Here is a 17115-nt window from a genome sequence, read left to right on the forward strand (position 1 = left end):
ATTAGTTAAGGTTTAATTCTGAAGTTGATGGAATGAGGCTTTGAAACAGGAGAGTCAAAAATTTGTCGGGCTTTTCCCTTTTTAGAGAGGAATTAGATCTGTAAAAATTTTTAATTTGCTCTTCCTTGTTAGGGAACAGTTTACGAACGGATCTTTGGGAGTAAATTTCTTCGGGATTCCCATTGATCGAAACAAAATATTTGGGGGTATCTTCTTTGAACTCGAAGTAGGTGAAATTTTGATCTAAATGTTTTTTAATCTTCTTGCGATGCTTCTTTAGCAAGAGAATATCATTGCCTTCCAGTAGAATTTCATAGAACTGAGGTTTTTCATCTGAAGTTCCTTTCAGGGCAATAAAGCTATGCCCATCAATGTTAAAAGCCTGTACATTTTCTTTGTGCAATTGGATGAGTGTAGCACCTCCGGCTGTAGGAATCCGTGTCAGCAGAAGGTCATCATAGATGTTGTATTGTAAATCAAGGTTGGAGTAGGGTTGGCCGTCATATATCACATTACCATTTAAGTATTCCATGGTTTGAAAATACTTGTGATCATCACTACGTATTATATGCTGCTCCACGTATTCTATACCATTTGCGAGATCTGTATTTTGAATGTGGATTACAGAATCGAAGAGTTCATAAACAGGCTCTACTACTGTTTGAGAAAAGCTTGTCGCAGGATAGAGGAGAAGCAGAGATAGAAACTGTCTAAAGTTTTTTTTCATTTAAAGAAAAGACTGGTGAAGTATAAGAGGGGAAATTAGCATTTTTATAACATAATGAGAAGTGTTTTTCATTTTTTTCTACATTTTTTTGTTTTGTAATGCTCTTTATGGAAACTTTTTGCTGAAACTCCAGATTTATAAGATGGGCGATTTAAATGGAATTTTATAGGAGTTACTTATATATTGGATCTTTTCAACTTTCATTAAATCAGGTAAGAAGTTAATCGTCCACCAAATGAGGCAAGATTTAAAAGCCTTTTTATATTAAAAAAGGCTGCCCATTTGGACAGCCTTTTCCTTTTCAAGAAATTTTATTGTTACTCTACAATAGTACCTTCCTTGTATTCAATTTCAAAGCTTACAGCAGTTCCGTTAACAACTGTTACGTCACCAACTTTGATTATACCGTACACAACTACTTCTTCACCTTCAACGGTGCGAGTGGTTTTATAAACAAATACATCTCCCGCTTCAACATTAGGTACGGAAGTCACAGGAGTACCGTCTTCAAAAGCTTCACGGGCATCCATAAGGTCTACGGTTGAGAAGAAGTCTTCTTCTGTCACTTCTACAAAGCTGATTAGAGCATCATTCACTACTTCAAATCCTTCAACTTCTGTAAATGTAATTTCTCCTTCACTACTTCCTTCAGCATAATTCTCTCCAGTAGTAAAGCTAAACTGGCTTGCAGTAGCATCGTTAGAAATGGTTGCAGACTCACTGCTATTAAACATTTGAGGCACTACGACTACGCTAGTTACTACCTGATCCTGGAAGCTTCCGCTTGTAGCAGTAAACCTGTAGTAAAGGGTGTCTCCCGGAGCAAGGTCATAAGCTTCATAATCTAACTTGGCTAGATCAATTTCTCCTTCTTCAGGACTTAAAGTGATGTCATCTGCTTCAACATATGTCCCTGCTTCATTTTTCTTCCACTCAAGCATGAAATCATCTATAGGTGCATTAAATGTTGAAACAGAATAACCTAAAACAGTTTCATCTTCGTCTGAAGTAGGATCTAAGTAAGTGATCTCATCAACTTCACTAAGTTCAATTGCGTGATCAACGTTAATAGAAGCAGGATCATTTAGTACCTCTCCACTGGATAGCATAGAAACGATTCTAAGGTCATAGGTTCCAGTAACTTCATCATTGTCGTCGCCGAATTTGAAATCTCCCAGCTCAGAAGTGCTAAAAGTAGCAGTTCCGTCTCCGATACTAGCTGTGGTTAACACATTGCCATCTCCATCCTCAATTGTGATACTTTCGAATTCAACGTTATTGGTGAAAAGTTCAATGGTTACATCTTCATTTTGGTCAAGAACGCTTATGTTGCGATCTACCAGAACCGCATTGGCCCCAACTTCTCGTGTATCGATCAGAGCTTCATCGTCATCACAAGACCATAAACCTACTGCAAGGAAACAGAGACTTAAATATTTTAATTGTTGTTTCATTATCTTAAGATTTTGTTTTTTAGTTTTCTTTTAGTTCTGGTCCCAGAATACAGGAGTTTGTTGTTCATCTCCACCTATAGCACTGGAAGCTGCTTCCCAATTTGCACCGTTTAAAGTAGCTTCACTTACAGGATAAGTAAATCTTAAAGGTACAGGAAGGCCAGATTGTGCTGCGTTAGGCAATTTCGGGAAATCGAGTTTTCTCCAGGAAGACCAGGCTTCAAAACCACGGTTATAAAGAGCAATCCATTTTTGAACACCAATTTTTTCTATCCAGTTAGCCTGGCTATAGGCAACTTCTGGTTGTGCAATGTAAGCATTGGCTTCAGCTTCAGTTCCGTCCCAATAAAGAATGGAAGAAGTAATAGCTTCGTTGTAATGATCTTCAGCGTCGGCTGTAATATAACCTCTGGCAGCAGCTTCAGCAATAAGGAATTCAACTTCAGTATAGTCTAAGATAACACCCTCTAGAGTTGGGTCTTCAAACCTTTCACTATAGATAGTACTATTTCCCTGAGTGTTTCCATTGGCACCGTATGTACCTCCATCATAGACCCCTTCTCCAAGGTTTTGAGCGAAATAATCGTTTCTTCTTGGGTCATCAAGTTCATTCATTCTATCTACAAGAGTATTTGCAGCAACGAAATCGGCACGACCTGACTGTACAAGATCTTCCCAGATAGGGTTGGTGTTTGGAGCTGATGCTTCATAATCCATTGATGCATTGTCTGCATGCGACTCAAATACTCCTGCCTGAATGGCTTCAGTTGCCATCTTAGCAGCTTTGGTATCATCTACATTAGCGTATCTTAAAGCTAGACGTAGTTTCAAAGAGTTAGCAAATTTAGCCCATTGTCCGGCATCTCCATTATAAAGGTAATCAGCATCACCAAATCCACCGGCTCCATCGGTAAGCTGGGTAATAGCAGCATCTAATCGAGTCACGATATCTGTATAGATAGCTGCATCGTCATCATATACAGGAGTGCTGTTTTCAAGATCCAGAGCTTCTGTGTAAGGAATGTCACCAAAAGTGTCAACCAAAACATGCCATGTGAAGACCTGTAGTACTTCAATCATAGCTAATTGATTTTGAATTTGAGCTTCAGAAAGAGAAGAATCAGGGTTTTCAGTCAAAATCATTTTAGCCTCTTCAAGGTCTTTTAAAACATTGCGATACAAGATGATCCATTGAGAACCGTTAATATCTCTTTCGACCAGGTTATAGTTCGCTTCATCGGTATAGGTAGTCTCGGTCCAGTATTGAGCCACCAGTTTAAATATGCCCCTGTTAACATTTGTGCTGACCATTTGGTCAATCAAATTTTTGGTAGCATTAGAGAACAATACATCGGCCGGTACTTCTGTAGGGGCTTTTGTATCGACATTCACTTCTGATAAGTCATCAGAACATGCTACAACCCCTGTAGCCAGTAATATGATTAAAAATAGTTTCTTCATGATATTTTTTTTAGAATTGTAGTCTTACGTTAAAACCGTACTCTCTGGCAGTTGGAATTGCTCCAGACTGGTATCCCTGAATATTTCCAGAACTTAATCCTGCTTCAGGATCTGAGTAAGGAATGTTCTTGTCGATAATCCAAAGGTTTCTTCCTACTGCAGAAAATGTAACATCTGTCATAGAAATTTTATCGGCAATAGAGTTTGGCAAAGAATAAGATAGCGTAGCTTCTCTTAGTTTTACGTAGCTGGCGTCATAGACGTGGAAAGCATTTGGTGCATAACCGTAACCTATGGCGTTTGCATAGCTGCTCATATCAGTTCTTGTGGTATTTGGAGTGCCGTCGGGATTTACTCCTTCAAGAACAATACCACCACCCTGTGAGATTGGGTTTCTCATTGGGTTACCCAAATCATTAGTTCCTACAGTATTTGCAGGTACTCCGGTTGCATAACCGTACCATGTATCAAGAGAGAAAACACTTCCACCTTCCTGGATATCGATTAGGAAGCTGAATGCAATATCTTTATATGAGAAGGTATTGCTGATACCGGCTTTCCAGTCTGGATTGATATCTCCAATAGGTTGTGGAGTTCCATCTACTACAAAACGACCATTGTTAGGATTAATAACAGGACCGCTTCCGTCTTCCAGGTAAGTGTAGTTAGTTCCCCAGATTGTACCATAAGGCTCTCCTACTGTAGCATTGATCGAAATACCTCCCTGAAGAGATGCCAATTCAAGGTTTTGGTTACCTCCGTACAAGGATAGCACTTCACTTTCGTTAGTAAACCAGTTACCATTAATTCTCCATTCAAAATCGTCGGTTCTAATTGGGCTTACGTGTAAGCTTGCTTCAAAACCTTTGTTTTCAATTTCTCCGGCATTTACCCATCTCGAAGTATAACCTGTTGCAGCTGTAATAGTAACAGGCATTAGTTGATCCTGAGAATTTGACTGGTAAGCAGCCACATCAAAACCTACACGTCTATTAAAGAACTCCATTTCTAAACCAACTTCCCAACTTGTAGTGGTTTCGTTTTTAAGATCTGGGTTATTAGCAGTGCTACTTACTGAATAAAGCGGAGTCCTGAAGTTTGTAGGGTTGTCATAAACATTCTGAACTGATAATGGTGGTGCATAGTTACCTACCTCAGCGTAGTTGGCACGAAGTTTACCAAATGATAACCAGTCGTTGTTAAGGAATTCTGAGAATACAACACTTGTAGAAACAGAAGGATAGAAGTATGAGTTGTCATCTTCAGGTAAAGAAGAAGATTCGTCAACCCTTGCAGTTGCATCAAGGAAAAGTAAGTTTCTATAACCAAATGATGCGCTGGCGAAGTAACCATTGGTATGTAATTCTTCAAAAGATTCAGTTGGTGGCTCTAAAAGGTTCTGTGAATTTGACAAAGCGAACAGATCAGGAATTACCAACCCACCAGTAGTGCTTGCTCTCAATTGACGGAAAGTTTGTCTTCTTGCCGTAGCACCTAATAAACCTGAAAGGTTAAGGTCTTCTGAAAGGTCATAGTCAAAGTTTAAGAGTAAATCATAGTTTAGCTCAGTGTAGCTGGCGTCATATCTACGGTAGTGTGAAACTCCATTACTTCCAACGTTTCTTCTTTCTTCCCTCAGGTCATTGTAGGTATCTATAGATACTCTTCCTGTAGCAGTAAACCAGTCAGTGAATTCATAATTTATGTTGAAATTACCATATAGTCTGTCTCTAACATCTGTTTGGTAATTTTCATATAACTGCCAGTATGGGTTATCTGTATAGATAGGGCTTAAGTTACCGCCTTCTGCATCTGCATAGTTCCAGGTGATGTTTCTTCCTGTAGAGAAGTAAGCATCTTTTTGAGCTACAAAATCTACGTTGTTTTGGTTCCACTGACGCATAGACTGGAATATGTTTGTTCCACTATACCCTGTTCCGTAACGTCCTTTACCATCAGTGTTGGTGTAAGTTGCAGTTACTCCTGCAGTAAGTTTTTCGGTGAAATCGTGAGTAGCTTTTACATCTACTGTGTTTCTCTTAATATTACTGTTTGGAAGGATACCCTCCTGGTCATAAAGCGTGTAGCCTAATCTATAAGTACTACGATCTGTACCTCCATCTAATGAGATGCTGTGGTTGTAAGAAACACCTGTTCTGAAAATTGACTCAGGTCCGTTTTCGGCAGCTGTCCATGGAGTAGCCTGTAGGTAATTTGGAGATTCAGGATAAAGTGCATCCCATTGAAAAACCATTAGACTTGGATCGAATCTACCACCAAAGGAGGCATCTTCTGTGAAAGGAACTACAAGGTCATCTGTTCCGTCTCCATCAACATCCCAGCTGTCAAAATAGCCTGTTTCATAGTATCGCCCATATCCGGCACCGTATTCTTTTTGGTACTCAACGAAAGTATCATCATCCATTTCAGAAAATGTTACTCCGCTGGAAATGGTAACTCCAATATCATCGTTCTTTTGTCCTGATTTTGTAGTAATAATGATCACCCCGTTTGCAGCACGAGACCCGTATAATGCAGATGCTGCAGCACCTTTAAGTACGTTTACAGATTCAACGTCATCTGGATTAATATCCATGGCTGCGTTACCGTAATCGTATCCTCCTCTACCACGGGATTGGTCAGAAGTATTGGAGTTCTCGTTACTAATTGGCACACCGTCAACTACAAATAGAGGCTGGTTGTTACCAGTTAATGAAGTGTAACCACGAATAATCACGTTTGAAGAACCACCAAGGGTACTACTCTTCTTAATGTCCAAACCGGATACTTTACCCGATAAAGAGTTAATAAAGTTACCTTCTTTAGCCGTGTTTACTTCGGCTCCGCTAACTTCTTCGGTAGCATAACCAAGAGATCTTTTTTCACGCGAAATCCCGAGGGCAGTTACTACAACTTCTTCAAGTTGAGCAGCATCGGGCTTTAAGATCACATCGATTGTGTCTACATTGGTAACAGGGTATTCGACTGTTTGCATTCCCAGGTAAGAAAAAACCAGGACTTCTCCCTGACTTACTTCAAGAGAGTAATTACCGTCGAAATCTGTCTGCACCCCTTTGGTAGTACCTTTCACAAGTACGTTCACCCCAGGGAGAGGCATCCCATTACCATCGGTCACAGTACCCGTGACTGTGAGGTCTTGTTGTGCAAAAGTTATTTGCACTACTAACGCCAATAATAGCGTTAGCATTCCACTTAATTTTGTTTTCATTTTAATGATTTGTTTGAATTAGCCAGTGCCAAATTTGAAGATAAATTGTCATCCTGACAACTTTTTTTCTTTAAAACTTTAGTTTGATCTTAAGAACACCTCAGTATTTAAGCTTTCATTAACGTTTTCAAGCTCTTTTGTGCATTTAATGTAGTGTGTTCATTTTCAGGGCGGTGTGTGCTATATATAAAAGCATGATCAATATCATTTGAAGGGTCAAACAAATTCATTAAAAAAATTTTTATCCTGAGAGATATCTGGGATAATAAATTTTTTCAGATAAAAGCTGAAAGTGTTCCCAGGGTGTCAAAAATGGCAAAAAACAAGTGTGGTTTTTTCTTTTTGATAATGCCTCTGAAAATTAATTGCTTAAGATTTGAATTATTGGGTTTTATTTCTACCTTTGCAGACCTTTTTAGAAAAGGGTAATATCAAATAAATAATTAGTGTAAAAGAAATTATGCCAACAATTTCACAATTAGTACGAAAAGGAAGAGCCACAATTACCAAGAAGAGTAAATCGGCTGCTTTGGACTCGTGCCCTCAAAGACGGGGAGTATGTACTCGTGTTTACACCACTACACCTAAAAAACCAAACTCTGCAATGCGTAAAGTAGCAAGGGTTAGGTTGACTAATGGTAAAGAGGTGAACGCTTACATCCCTGGTGAAGGTCACAACCTCCAGGAGCACTCGATAGTATTGGTTAGAGGCGGAAGAGTTAAAGATTTGCCTGGAGTTAGGTATCATATTGTACGTGGTGCTCTGGATACTGCCGGTGTTGCAGGAAGAACCCAGAGGCGTTCAAAGTATGGTGCTAAAAAGCCTAAGAAATAATTTTATTTCCAGGGCAAGTAACAATTAACTTATTACAAAGAAGAAATGAGAAAAAGACAGGCGAAAAAAAGGCCACTTTTACCAGATCCAAAGTTTAATGATCAGTTAGTAACGCGTTTTGTTAACATGATGATGTGGGATGGTAAAAAATCTGTTGCCTTTAAAGTTTTCTATGATGCTATTGCTATCGTAGAAGAGAAAAAACAGGATGAAGAAAAAACTGCACTTGAGCTATGGAAAGATGCTCTCTCTAATGTTATGCCTCACGTTGAAGTGCGTAGCCGTAGAGTTGGTGGTGCAACCTTTCAAATTCCAATGCAAATTAGACCAGATCGTAAGGTTTCAACTGCTATGAAGTGGTTGATCTCTTATTCGAGGAAGCGTAACGAGAAATCTATGGCTCAAAGACTTGCGTCTGAGATTCTTGCTGCAGCTAAAGAAGAAGGTGCGGCTGTTAAGAAAAGAGTGGATACTCACAAGATGGCTGAAGCTAACAAAGCATTCTCTCACTTTAGATTCTAAAAAATGGCACAAAGAGATTTAAAATATACAAGAAATATTGGTATTGCTGCGCACATTGATGCCGGTAAGACCACAACTACAGAGCGTATTCTTTTCTACACCGGAATAAGTCATAAAATTGGTGAGGTGCATGATGGTGCGGCTACTATGGACTGGATGGAGCAGGAGCAGGAGCGTGGTATTACTATTACTTCTGCGGCTACGCATTGTAAGTGGATGTACCGCGACCAGGAATACACTGTTAATATTATTGATACTCCGGGGCACGTTGACTTTACCGTAGAGGTAGAGCGTTCACTTCGTGTTCTTGATGGTATGGTTGCTCTTTTCAGTGCGGTTGATGGTGTTGAGCCTCAATCTGAAACTGTTTGGAGGCAAGCCGATAAATACCGTGTACCAAGACTTGGTTTTGTGAATAAGATGGATCGTCAGGGTGCAGACTTTTTCAATGTATGTAATCAGGTTAGAGAGATGCTAGGTGGAAACCCGGTGCCTCTTCAAGTGCCAATTGGGGATGAGGTAGACTTTAAAGGAGTTGTTGACCTTATTGCTAAAAAGGCTATCATCTGGAATGAAGAAGACTACGGAATGACTTATGAGACCATTGATATTCCTGCGGAATTAATGGATGATGTGAATAAGTATAGAGCTCAGCTTGTAGAGGCAGTTGCAGAGTACGATGAGGCTCTTATGGAGAAATTCTTCGAAGATGAGGATTCAATTACTGAAGATGAGATCATTGCTGCTCTAAGGGCTGCAACCATAGATATGTCTATCATCCCAATGATGTGTGGTTCTTCCTTTAAGAATAAAGGAGTTCAGGCTATGTTGGATGCTGTGATGCGTTACCTCCCATCTCCAGTAGATGTGGAAGCTATTGTTGGGGTTAATCCTGATACAGAGAAAGAAGAGAGCCGTAAGCCTCATGTTGATTCTCCTTTTTCAGCTTTAGCTTTTAAAATTGCTACAGATCCCTTTGTTGGTCGTTTAGCTTTCTTTAGAGTTTATTCGGGAGCATTAGATGCTGGTTCATATGTTCAGAATAACCGTTCCGGAAAAAAAGAACGTATTTCACGTATCTATCAGATGCATGCTAATAAACAACAGCCAATTGACAGAATTGAAGCTGGTGATATTGGTGCGGCTGTTGGATTTAAAGATATTAAAACAGGAGATACTTTGACTGATGAGAAGCACCCTATCGTGCTTGAATCAATGTCTTTCCCTGATCCTGTAATTGGTATTTCTGTTGAGCCTAAAACCAAGGCAGATGTTGATAAAATGGGTATGGCTTTGGCGAAATTAGCTGAAGAAGATCCAACTTTCCAGGTTAAGACTGATGAAGTTTCTGGACAAACCATTATTTCAGGAATGGGTGAACTTCACCTTGAAATTCTTGTAGATCGTTTGAAAAGAGAATTTAAGGTTGAGGTGAATGAAGGTCAACCACGTGTTGAGTATAAAGAAACTGTTACTAAAGATGCAGATCACAGAGAGGTTTACAAAAAACAATCTGGTGGTCGTGGTAAGTTTGGTGATATTGTATTCACATTAGGGCCTGCAGATGAAGACTTTAAAGGTCCGGGGCTTCAGTTTGTTGACGAGATCAAAGGTGGCCGTATTCCAAAAGAATTCATTCCATCAGTTGAAAAAGGATTCAAGGAAGCTATGAAAACCGGTCCTATGGCAGGTTTTACAATGGATACTTTAAAAGTAGTTCTTAAGGATGGATCTTTCCACCCTGTAGATTCAGATCAGCTTTCTTTTGAATTGGCTGCAAAAATGGGATATAAAGTTGCTGCTAAAAAAGCAGGAGCTGTAATCCTTGAGCCAATCATGAAAGTTGAAGTGGTTACCCCAGAAGAGAATATGGGTGATATAGTAGGGGATTTAAACAGACGTCGTGGACAGGTGAATAATATGTCTGACAGGTCTGGTGCAAAAGTTATTAAAGCTGAAGTGCCATTATCTGAAATGTTTGGATATGTTACTACTTTGCGTACCTTATCTTCAGGACGTGCAACTTCTACTATGGAATTTTCTCACTATGCCGAAACTCCTTCTAATATTTCAGAATCGATCATGAAGGCAGAAAAGGGAACCGCTAACGATTAATTTATCAGGAAAATGAGTCAAAAAATCAGAATAAAACTAAAATCTTACGATCACAACCTGGTAGACAAATCTGCCGAGAAGATTGTAAAAACCGTAAAAAGTACGGGAGCTGTGGTAACTGGTCCTATTCCGTTGCCAACTCACAAGAAGATATTTACTGTATTGCGTTCTCCGCACGTTAACAAAAAGTCTAGAGAGCAGTTTCAGTTAAGCTCATATAAGAGGTTACTGGATATTTACAGTTCTTCTTCAAAAACGATCGATGCTCTTATGAAACTTGAATTGCCAAGTGGAGTAGAGGTTGAGATTAAAGTGTGATCGTAGGAGACAAAGCATGCTTTGTCTCAACAATTGTACGCAACATGTCCCGAGCTGTAAGCGAGGGAAAAACGGTGAAAAATACATTCAGGATTGGAAGTGTTTTTCAATCCTGAATATTTTTAAATAAATATAAATTAATAACTAATAATTAATTATGTCTGGGTTAATAGGAAAAAAGATTGGCATGACCAGCATTTTTGACGAGAACGGGAAGAACATTCCTTGTACCGTTATTGAAGCAGGACCATGCGTAATTACCCAAGTCAGAACCAAAGAGGTTGACGGGTATGAAGCTCTTCAACTTGGTTTCGATGACAAAAAGACTGCTAATAAAGCTGCCGAAGGGCACGCTAAAAAAGCCGGAGCCGCAGCAATGCGCAAAGTCGTTGAATTCAAGGGATTTGAAGGAGAGTATAAACTAGGTGATGCAATCACTGTAGAGCATTTTGCTGAAGGCGAATTTGTAGACGTTTCCGGTGTTTCTAAAGGAAAAGGTTTTCAAGGTGTTGTTAAACGTCACGGTTTTGGTGGGGTTGGACAGGCTACTCATGGTCAGCACAACAGATTAAGAGCTCCTGGTTCTATTGGTGCTGCTTCTTATCCTGCGAGAGTTTTCAAAGGTATGAGAATGGCCGGAAGAATGGGTGGCGAAAAAGTAAAAGTAGAAAACCTGAGAGTTCTAAAAGTAATAGCCGATAAGAACCTACTTGTAGTAAGTGGAGCTATACCGGGACATAAGAACTCTTACGTAATCATTCAGAAGTAATGGAAGTAGCAGTTTTAGATATAAAAGGAAAAGAAACAGGAAGAAAGGCAAACCTTTCTGATGCTGTTTTTGCAGTAGAGCCTAACAACCATGCTGTTTATCTTGATGTGAAGCAGTATCTGGCCAATCAACGCCAGGGAACTCACAAAGCTAAGGAACGTGCAGAGATTGCTGGTTCTACGCGTAAGATTAAGAAACAAAAAGGAACAGGTACTGCCCGTGCGGGAAGTATCAAGTCTCCTATTTTTAAAGGTGGAGGTAGAGTTTTTGGTCCAAGACCAAGAAGTTATTCATTTAAGTTGAATAAAACCCTAAAAAGACTGGCTAGAAAATCTGCCCTGTCTATGAAGGCAAATGATAACTCCATTATGGTAGTTGAAGATTTTTCATTTGATACTCCAAAAACTAAAAACTTCATCGATGTGTTGAAGGCTTTAGGACTGGAAGGTAAAAAATCTTTGATAGTGTTGGGTGACTCGAATAAAAACGTATATTTGTCGTCACGCAATTTAAAGACCTCTGAGGTTGTAAGTTCTTCAGAATTAAGTACTTACAAAATTTTAAACGCTAACAACTTAGTGTTTTTAGAGGGGTCTCTAGAAGGAATTGAGTCGAATCTAAGTAAATAAGCATTATGAGTATCTTAATAAAACCTATTATTACAGAGAAGGCTACAGCAGATAGCGAGCTTAACAATAAGTACGCTTTTGTAGTTGATAATAAGGCGAATAAGATTGAAATTAAAGACGCAGTTGAGTCTGCTTATGGTGTTTCAGTTACTAAAGTTCGTACAATTAACGTCCGCCCAGACAGAAAAACCCGTTATACAAAAACGGGTGTTGTTACTGGTAAAACCAGTGCTTATAAAAAAGCACTAGTACAGGTGGCGGAAGGTGAAACTATTGATTTATATAGTAATCTTTAAGATTAAAGAATGTCAGTTAGAAAATTAAAACCAATTACCCCTGGTCAGCGTTTTAGAGTAGTGAACGGATTTGACGCGATCACTACTGATAAGCCGGAGAAAAGTTTATTGGCTCCGAACAAAAGATCTGGTGGTAGAAACAGTCAGGGAAAAATGACCATGCGCTATATAGGTGGTGGTCATAAAAAGCGTTACAGGATTATAGATTTTAAAAGAGACAAGCAGGGTATCCCTGCAACAGTTGCTTCTATTGAGTATGATCCAAACAGAACAGCTTTTATCGCACTATTGAATTATCAGGATGGTGAGAAACGATATATTATTGCTCAGAATGGACTTCAGGTTGGCCAGAACATAGTATCTGGAATGCAGGATGTAGCACCCGAAATTGGTAATGCTATGCCTTTGTCTATCGTTCCTTTGGGTACTATTATTTCTTGTATTGAGCTTAGACCAGGGCAGGGAGCTGTAATGGCTCGTAGTGCAGGAGCTTTTGCTCAGTTAATGGCAAGAGAAGGAAAGTATGCTACTATCAAGTTGCCTTCTGGAGAGATCAGACGGGTGCTTGCCAGTTGTGTTGCGACTATTGGTGCTGTTTCAAATAGTGATCATCAGTTGTTAGTCTCTGGTAAAGCTGGTAGACATAGATGGTTAGGTAGAAGACCAAGAACCAGACCTGTTGTTATGAACCCGGTTGATCACCCAATGGGTGGTGGTGAAGGTCGTGCTTCAGGAGGTCACCCACGTTCTAGAAAGGGATTACCTGCAAAAGGTTACAGAACCCGTTCTAAAACGAAAGCGAGTAATAAGTATATTGTAGAACGTAGAAAGAAATAATAAGATATGGCACGTTCATTAAAAAAAGGACCTTACGTTCACTATAAATTAGAACAGAAAGTTGCGCAGAATACCGAGTCTGGAAAGAAAGCGGTTATTAAGACCTGGTCAAGGGCTTCAATGATCACTCCAGATTTTGTTGGGCAAACTATTGCTGTGCACAACGGACGTCAGTTTGTTCCTGTGTACATCACTGAGAACATGGTAGGTCATAAATTAGGTGAATTTTCACCAACAAGATCTTTTAGAGGTCATGCTGGTGCTAAGAATAAAGGTAAAAGATAATTGAAGCTATGGGAGTTCGTAAAAGAGAAAGAGCAGAGCAAACTAAAGAAGCTAAGAAGCAAATAGCTTCTGCTAAACTAAATAACTGCCCTACTTCGCCAAGAAAAATGCGTCTGGTTGCAGACCTTGTTCGTGGTGAAAAAGTAGAAAGAGCGCTTCAAATTTTGAAATTCAATTCTAAAGACGCGTCTAAGAGTCTTGAAAAGTTGCTTTTGTCTGCACTTGCCAACTGGCAGGCTAAGAATGAAGATGCGAGTATTGAAGATGCAGAATTGTTTGTAAAAGAGATTCGCGTTGACGGAGGAAGTATGTTGAAGAGACTACGTCCTGCACCACAGGGTCGCGCACATAGAATTAGAAAACGTTCCAACCATGTTACTTTGGTTCTTGGAGCAAACAATAATACACAAAGCTAGTTAAGAGTATGGGACAGAAAACAAATCCAATCGGGAATCGTCTTGGTATCATTAGAGGATGGGAATCCAACTGGTACGGAGGAAATGACTACGGCGATAAATTAGCCGAAGACGATAAGATTAGAAAATATATCCATGCTCGTCTTTCAAAAGCGAGTGTATCCAGAGTGATCATTGAGCGTACTCTAAAGCTTGTAACCGTTACTATCACCACAGCCCGTCCTGGTATCATTATTGGTAAAGGAGGTCAGGAGGTAGACAAGCTTAAGGAAGAGCTTAAGAAGATTACCGACAAGGAAGTTCAAATCAACATCTTTGAAATTAAAAGGCCAGAACTTGATGCTCATTTAGTGGGTTCTAGTGTTGCAAGGCAAATTGAGAATCGTATCTCTTACCGTCGTGCAATTAAAATGGCTATTGCGGCTGCAATGAGGATGAATGCTGAAGGGATCAAGATTGAGATCTCAGGGCGTTTAAATGGGGCAGAAATGGCTCGTTCAGAATCCTACAAGGATGGAAGAATTCCATTGTCAACATTTAGAGCCGATATTGATTATGCTTTAGTTGAAGCTCATACTACTTATGGTAGATTGGGTGTTAAAGTATGGATCATGAAAGGTGAGGTATACGGTAAAAGAGAACTTTCTCCACTTGTTGGCATGGCCAAAAAACAAGGAGGAAAAACCGGAACCGGACGAAGCGGTGCACCAAAATCGCGTCGTAGAAAGTAATTTTTTAAAGTAAAGAAAAATGTTACAGCCTAAAAGAACAAAATATCGCAAAATGCAGAAGGGCCGTATGAAGGGTGTGTCTCAAAGAGGGCACAGACTTTCAAACGGAACTTTTGGAATAAAGTCATTAGATTCTAATTTTTTGACTGCACGACAAATAGAAGCTGCGCGTATTGCTGCTACTCGTTACATGAAGAGGGAAGGATCGCTTTGGATTAAAATTTTTCCAGATAAGCCTATTACAAAAAAGCCTCTTGAAGTACGTATGGGTAAAGGTAAAGGTGCCGTTGAATACTGGGCTGCAGTTGTAAAACCCGGAAGAATACTTTTTGAAGTAGGAGGTGTGCCCTTTGATGTTGCTAAAGAGGCTCTTCGCCTGGCGGCTCAAAAACTTCCTGTAAAAACTAAGTTCATCGTAGCTAGAGATTATCAAGCTTAATAAGACACGTTATGAAACAATCAGAAGTTAGAGAATTGTCTGTAGCAGAATTACAGGAAGAACTTGGTAAGTCACGGAAAGCATATTCCGATCTTAAAATGGCTCACGCAGTATCGCCATTAGAGAACCCAATACAGTTAAGAACTGTAAGAAGATCTATAGCGCGTATTGCTACAGAGTTAACTAAAAGAGAACAACAATAAGTGTTATTCTGCTGAAAATGGAAAAAAGAAACTTAAGAAAAGAACGTATAGGTGTTGTTACCAGTAATAAGATGATGAAATCTATTGTGGTTTCTGAAACTAAAAAAGTAAAACACCCCATGTATGGAAAGTTCGTTTTGAAAACGAAGAAATATGTGGCGCACGACGAAACAAACGACTGCAACATTGGAGATACTGTAAGGATCATGGAAACACGTCCTTTGAGTAAATCGAAATGTTGGAGATTAGTAGAAATAATTGAAAGAGCGAAGTAATTATGGTACAACAAGAGTCTAGATTAAGGGTTGCAGACAATACCGGAGCTAAAGAAGTTTTAGTTATTCGTGTATTGGGCGGTACAAATAGAAGATACGCTTCTGTTGGAGACAAGGTCGTTGTCAGTGTTAAAGAAGCTACACCTAACGGAAATGTAAAGAAGGGTGCAGTTTCAACAGCAGTTGTTGTTCGTACCAAAAAAGAAGTGCGCAGACCAGACGGATCTTACATCCGTTTCGACGATAACGCATGTGTTCTTCTCAACCCAGCTGGGGAAATGAGGGGTACACGTGTTTTTGGACCTGTAGCACGTGAACTTCGTGATAAGCAATTCATGAAGATCGTATCATTAGCACCAGAAGTGCTTTAATACAGAAATAAGATGAAAAAGCTTAAAATAAAAACCGGAGATAACGTTCGTGTAACTGCTGGAGATCATAAAGGTCAGGAAGGTAAAGTGCAGCAAGTATTTCTGGATAAGAATAAAGCCATTGTGGAAGGTGTGAATATGGTTTCTAAGCATGAGAAGCCTAGCGCATCCAATCCTCAGGGTGGAATTAAAAAGAAGGAAGCACCTATTCATATTTCTAATCTTTCTTTGATCGACAAAAATGGTGAAACTACCAGGGTTGGATATAGAGAGGAGAACGATAAGAAAGTAAGGTTTTCCAAAAAATCTAATGAAGTAATATAGTTATGGCGTACGTACCAAGACTTAAACAAGAGTATAAAGAGAGAGTGATCTCCACTCTTACAGAAGAATTCAGCTACTCCAACGTAATGGAGGTTCCAAAACTACAAAAGATAGTTGTGAGCCGTGGCGTTGGTGCTGCTGTTGCAGATAAGAAACTTATTGACCATGCGGTAGATGAATTAACAGCTATTACAGGTCAAAAAGCTGTTGCGACCATTTCTAAAAAAGATGTTGCTTCATTTAAATTACGTAAAGGGATGCCTATTGGTGCCAAAGTTACTTTGCGTGGGGAGAGAATGTATGAATTTTTAGATCGTTTGATCACTTCTGCACTTCCACGTGTTCGTGATTTTAATGGTATTAACGCAACCGGATTTGACGGAAGAGGAAATTATAACCTTGGGGTAACCGAGCAGATAATTTTCCCTGAGATCGATATCGATAAGGTTAACAGGATCAATGGTATGGATATTACCTTTGTAACCAGTGCCAATACCGATAAGGAAGCGAAATCATTGTTAACTGAACTGGGATTACCTTTTAAAAAGAATTAATTATGGCTAAAGAATCAATGAAAGCCCGTGAGGTGAAGAGACAGGAATTGGTAGATAAGTATGCTGAAAAACGTAAGGCTCTTAAAGAGGCTGGCGATTATGAAGCACTGCAAAAACTTCCAAAGAACTCATCTCCCGTGCGATTACATAATCGTTGTAAGTTGACAGGAAGACCCAGAGGGTATATGAGACAGTTCGGAATTTCAAGGGTAACTTTCAGAGAAATGGCGAACAACGGATTAATTCCCGGAGTCAAAAAGGCTAGTTGGTAAGATTATAAATTGAAAGAAGGTTCTTTCCAAACCGGAGGAAAACCACTTTCGCA

22 protein-coding genes are annotated in these 17115 nt (G+C 39.5%); 18 read left to right on the forward strand and 4 right to left on the reverse strand.

Going from position 1 to position 17115, the window contains the following annotated elements; genetic code table 11:
* Position 1: 1 nt before the first annotated feature.
* The 4 genes from V5739_RS10795 to V5739_RS10810 form a co-directional block, all read right to left on the reverse strand.
* Positions 2–727, reverse strand: a complete 726-nt coding sequence (locus V5739_RS10795; RefSeq protein ID WP_423818178.1) for a hypothetical protein — start codon at positions 725–727, stop codon at positions 2–4.
* Between the two features lie 317 nt (positions 728–1044).
* Positions 1045–2181: a hypothetical protein gene (locus V5739_RS10800; RefSeq protein ID WP_423818179.1), complete on the reverse strand. Its 1137-nt coding sequence runs from the start codon at positions 2179–2181 to the stop codon at positions 1045–1047.
* Positions 2182–2211: 30 nt separating this feature from the next.
* Positions 2212–3642, reverse strand: a complete 1431-nt coding sequence (locus tag V5739_RS10805; RefSeq protein WP_423818180.1) for a SusD/RagB family nutrient-binding outer membrane lipoprotein — start codon at positions 3640–3642, stop codon at positions 2212–2214.
* Between the two features lie 10 nt (positions 3643–3652).
* The gene (locus tag V5739_RS10810) at positions 3653–6871 is read right to left on the reverse strand and encodes a SusC/RagA family TonB-linked outer membrane protein (RefSeq protein WP_423818181.1); all 3219 of its coding nucleotides are present in this window, start codon (positions 6869–6871) and stop codon (positions 3653–3655) included.
* 460 nt (positions 6872–7331) lie between these two features.
* Here V5739_RS10810 and rpsL point away from each other — a divergent pair, with 460 nt between their 5' ends.
* From rpsL to rpsN, 18 genes are all read left to right on the forward strand, one after another.
* Positions 7332–7706 (forward strand): 30S ribosomal protein S12, encoded by a 375-nt coding sequence (gene rpsL, locus V5739_RS10815; RefSeq protein WP_029037125.1) that lies wholly within the window; start codon positions 7332–7334, stop codon positions 7704–7706.
* A 45-nt stretch (positions 7707–7751) separates the two neighbouring features.
* Entirely contained in the window at positions 7752–8228 is a 477-nt protein-coding gene (gene rpsG / locus V5739_RS10820) for a 30S ribosomal protein S7 (RefSeq protein ID WP_266070236.1), read from the forward strand.
* A 3-nt stretch (positions 8229–8231) separates the two neighbouring features.
* Positions 8232–10343, forward strand: coding sequence for an elongation factor G (fusA, locus tag V5739_RS10825; protein WP_345597221.1), 2112 nt, complete (start codon positions 8232–8234; stop codon positions 10341–10343).
* A gap of 12 nt (positions 10344–10355) precedes the next feature.
* Complete coding sequence (rpsJ, locus tag V5739_RS10830) at positions 10356–10661, forward strand: 30S ribosomal protein S10 (protein WP_010181931.1); 306 nt, start codon at positions 10356–10358, stop codon at positions 10659–10661.
* 157 nt (positions 10662–10818) lie between these two features.
* Positions 10819–11430, forward strand: a complete 612-nt coding sequence (rplC, locus tag V5739_RS10835; protein ID WP_266070238.1) for a 50S ribosomal protein L3 — start codon at positions 10819–10821, stop codon at positions 11428–11430.
* Positions 11430–12059 carry a 50S ribosomal protein L4 gene (gene rplD, locus V5739_RS10840; RefSeq protein ID WP_266070239.1) on the forward strand — a complete coding sequence of 210 codons (630 nt, stop codon included), beginning with the start codon at positions 11430–11432 and terminating at the stop codon, positions 12057–12059. The genes rplC and rplD overlap by 1 nt, the downstream gene beginning before the upstream one ends.
* 5 nt (positions 12060–12064) lie before the next feature.
* Positions 12065–12355 (forward strand): 50S ribosomal protein L23, encoded by a 291-nt coding sequence (gene rplW / locus V5739_RS10845; protein ID WP_029037130.1) that lies wholly within the window; start codon positions 12065–12067, stop codon positions 12353–12355.
* A gap of 9 nt (positions 12356–12364) precedes the next feature.
* Positions 12365–13192 (forward strand): 50S ribosomal protein L2, encoded by an 828-nt coding sequence (gene rplB / locus V5739_RS10850; RefSeq protein WP_266070240.1) that lies wholly within the window; start codon positions 12365–12367, stop codon positions 13190–13192.
* A gap of 6 nt (positions 13193–13198) precedes the next feature.
* Entirely contained in the window at positions 13199–13477 is a 279-nt protein-coding gene (rpsS, locus tag V5739_RS10855; protein WP_029035468.1) for a 30S ribosomal protein S19, read from the forward strand.
* Between the two features lie 8 nt (positions 13478–13485).
* Positions 13486–13893, forward strand: coding sequence for a 50S ribosomal protein L22 (gene rplV, locus V5739_RS10860; RefSeq protein WP_423818182.1), 408 nt, complete (start codon positions 13486–13488; stop codon positions 13891–13893).
* A gap of 8 nt (positions 13894–13901) precedes the next feature.
* Positions 13902–14624, forward strand: coding sequence for a 30S ribosomal protein S3 (gene rpsC / locus V5739_RS10865; protein WP_266070242.1), 723 nt, complete (start codon positions 13902–13904; stop codon positions 14622–14624).
* Positions 14625–14643: 19 nt separating this feature from the next.
* On the forward strand, positions 14644–15063 hold the full coding sequence (gene rplP, locus V5739_RS10870; RefSeq protein WP_266070243.1) for a 50S ribosomal protein L16: 420 nt from the start codon (positions 14644–14646) through the stop codon (positions 15061–15063).
* An 11-nt stretch (positions 15064–15074) separates the two neighbouring features.
* Positions 15075–15266: a 50S ribosomal protein L29 gene (gene rpmC / locus V5739_RS10875; RefSeq protein WP_097056535.1), complete on the forward strand. Its 192-nt coding sequence runs from the start codon at positions 15075–15077 to the stop codon at positions 15264–15266.
* A 17-nt stretch (positions 15267–15283) separates the two neighbouring features.
* Positions 15284–15541, forward strand: a complete 258-nt coding sequence (gene rpsQ / locus V5739_RS10880) for a 30S ribosomal protein S17 (protein WP_093113468.1) — start codon at positions 15284–15286, stop codon at positions 15539–15541.
* A 2-nt stretch (positions 15542–15543) separates the two neighbouring features.
* Positions 15544–15912 carry a 50S ribosomal protein L14 gene (gene rplN / locus V5739_RS10885; RefSeq protein WP_265162654.1) on the forward strand — a complete coding sequence of 123 codons (369 nt, stop codon included), beginning with the start codon at positions 15544–15546 and terminating at the stop codon, positions 15910–15912.
* Positions 15913–15924: 12 nt separating this feature from the next.
* Positions 15925–16236: a 50S ribosomal protein L24 gene (gene rplX, locus V5739_RS10890; RefSeq protein WP_266070244.1), complete on the forward strand. Its 312-nt coding sequence runs from the start codon at positions 15925–15927 to the stop codon at positions 16234–16236.
* A gap of 2 nt (positions 16237–16238) precedes the next feature.
* A complete protein-coding gene (gene rplE, locus V5739_RS10895; protein WP_266070245.1) occupies positions 16239–16790 on the forward strand; it encodes a 50S ribosomal protein L5 in 552 nt (183 codons plus the stop codon).
* A 2-nt stretch (positions 16791–16792) separates the two neighbouring features.
* A complete protein-coding gene (gene rpsN, locus V5739_RS10900; protein ID WP_266070246.1) occupies positions 16793–17062 on the forward strand; it encodes a 30S ribosomal protein S14 in 270 nt (89 codons plus the stop codon).
* Positions 17063–17115 lie beyond the last annotated feature (53 nt).

This window comes from Salinimicrobium sp. TIG7-5_MAKvit (assembly GCF_049569215.1).
GTDB lineage: Bacteria > Bacteroidota > Bacteroidia > Flavobacteriales > Flavobacteriaceae > Salinimicrobium > Salinimicrobium profundisediminis.

What these genes read in the sequence shown, in the direction of transcription:
- V5739_RS10795 (WP_423818178.1), bottom strand. Translation starts at nt 727, where the DNA reads ATGAAAAAAAACTTTAGACAGTTTCTATCTCTGCTTCTCCTCTATCCT.
- V5739_RS10800 (WP_423818179.1), bottom strand. Translation starts at nt 2,181, where the DNA reads ATGAAACAACAATTAAAATATTTAAGTCTCTGTTTCCTTGCAGTAGGT.
- V5739_RS10805 (WP_423818180.1), bottom strand. Translation starts at nt 3,642, where the DNA reads ATGAAGAAACTATTTTTAATCATATTACTGGCTACAGGGGTTGTAGCA.
- V5739_RS10810 (WP_423818181.1), bottom strand. Translation starts at nt 6,871, where the DNA reads ATGAAAACAAAATTAAGTGGAATGCTAACGCTATTATTGGCGTTAGTA.
- rpsL (WP_029037125.1), top strand. Translation starts at nt 7,332, where the DNA reads ATGCCAACAATTTCACAATTAGTACGAAAAGGAAGAGCCACAATTACC.
- rpsG (WP_266070236.1), top strand. Translation starts at nt 7,752, where the DNA reads ATGAGAAAAAGACAGGCGAAAAAAAGGCCACTTTTACCAGATCCAAAG.
- fusA (WP_345597221.1), top strand. Translation starts at nt 8,232, where the DNA reads ATGGCACAAAGAGATTTAAAATATACAAGAAATATTGGTATTGCTGCG.
- rpsJ (WP_010181931.1), top strand. Translation starts at nt 10,356, where the DNA reads ATGAGTCAAAAAATCAGAATAAAACTAAAATCTTACGATCACAACCTG.
- rplC (WP_266070238.1), top strand. Translation starts at nt 10,819, where the DNA reads ATGTCTGGGTTAATAGGAAAAAAGATTGGCATGACCAGCATTTTTGAC.
- rplD (WP_266070239.1), top strand. Translation starts at nt 11,430, where the DNA reads ATGGAAGTAGCAGTTTTAGATATAAAAGGAAAAGAAACAGGAAGAAAG.
- rplW (WP_029037130.1), top strand. Translation starts at nt 12,065, where the DNA reads ATGAGTATCTTAATAAAACCTATTATTACAGAGAAGGCTACAGCAGAT.
- rplB (WP_266070240.1), top strand. Translation starts at nt 12,365, where the DNA reads ATGTCAGTTAGAAAATTAAAACCAATTACCCCTGGTCAGCGTTTTAGA.
- rpsS (WP_029035468.1), top strand. Translation starts at nt 13,199, where the DNA reads ATGGCACGTTCATTAAAAAAAGGACCTTACGTTCACTATAAATTAGAA.
- rplV (WP_423818182.1), top strand. Translation starts at nt 13,486, where the DNA reads ATGGGAGTTCGTAAAAGAGAAAGAGCAGAGCAAACTAAAGAAGCTAAG.
- rpsC (WP_266070242.1), top strand. Translation starts at nt 13,902, where the DNA reads ATGGGACAGAAAACAAATCCAATCGGGAATCGTCTTGGTATCATTAGA.
- rplP (WP_266070243.1), top strand. Translation starts at nt 14,644, where the DNA reads ATGTTACAGCCTAAAAGAACAAAATATCGCAAAATGCAGAAGGGCCGT.
- rpmC (WP_097056535.1), top strand. Translation starts at nt 15,075, where the DNA reads ATGAAACAATCAGAAGTTAGAGAATTGTCTGTAGCAGAATTACAGGAA.
- rpsQ (WP_093113468.1), top strand. Translation starts at nt 15,284, where the DNA reads ATGGAAAAAAGAAACTTAAGAAAAGAACGTATAGGTGTTGTTACCAGT.
- rplN (WP_265162654.1), top strand. Translation starts at nt 15,544, where the DNA reads ATGGTACAACAAGAGTCTAGATTAAGGGTTGCAGACAATACCGGAGCT.
- rplX (WP_266070244.1), top strand. Translation starts at nt 15,925, where the DNA reads ATGAAAAAGCTTAAAATAAAAACCGGAGATAACGTTCGTGTAACTGCT.
- rplE (WP_266070245.1), top strand. Translation starts at nt 16,239, where the DNA reads ATGGCGTACGTACCAAGACTTAAACAAGAGTATAAAGAGAGAGTGATC.
- rpsN (WP_266070246.1), top strand. Translation starts at nt 16,793, where the DNA reads ATGGCTAAAGAATCAATGAAAGCCCGTGAGGTGAAGAGACAGGAATTG.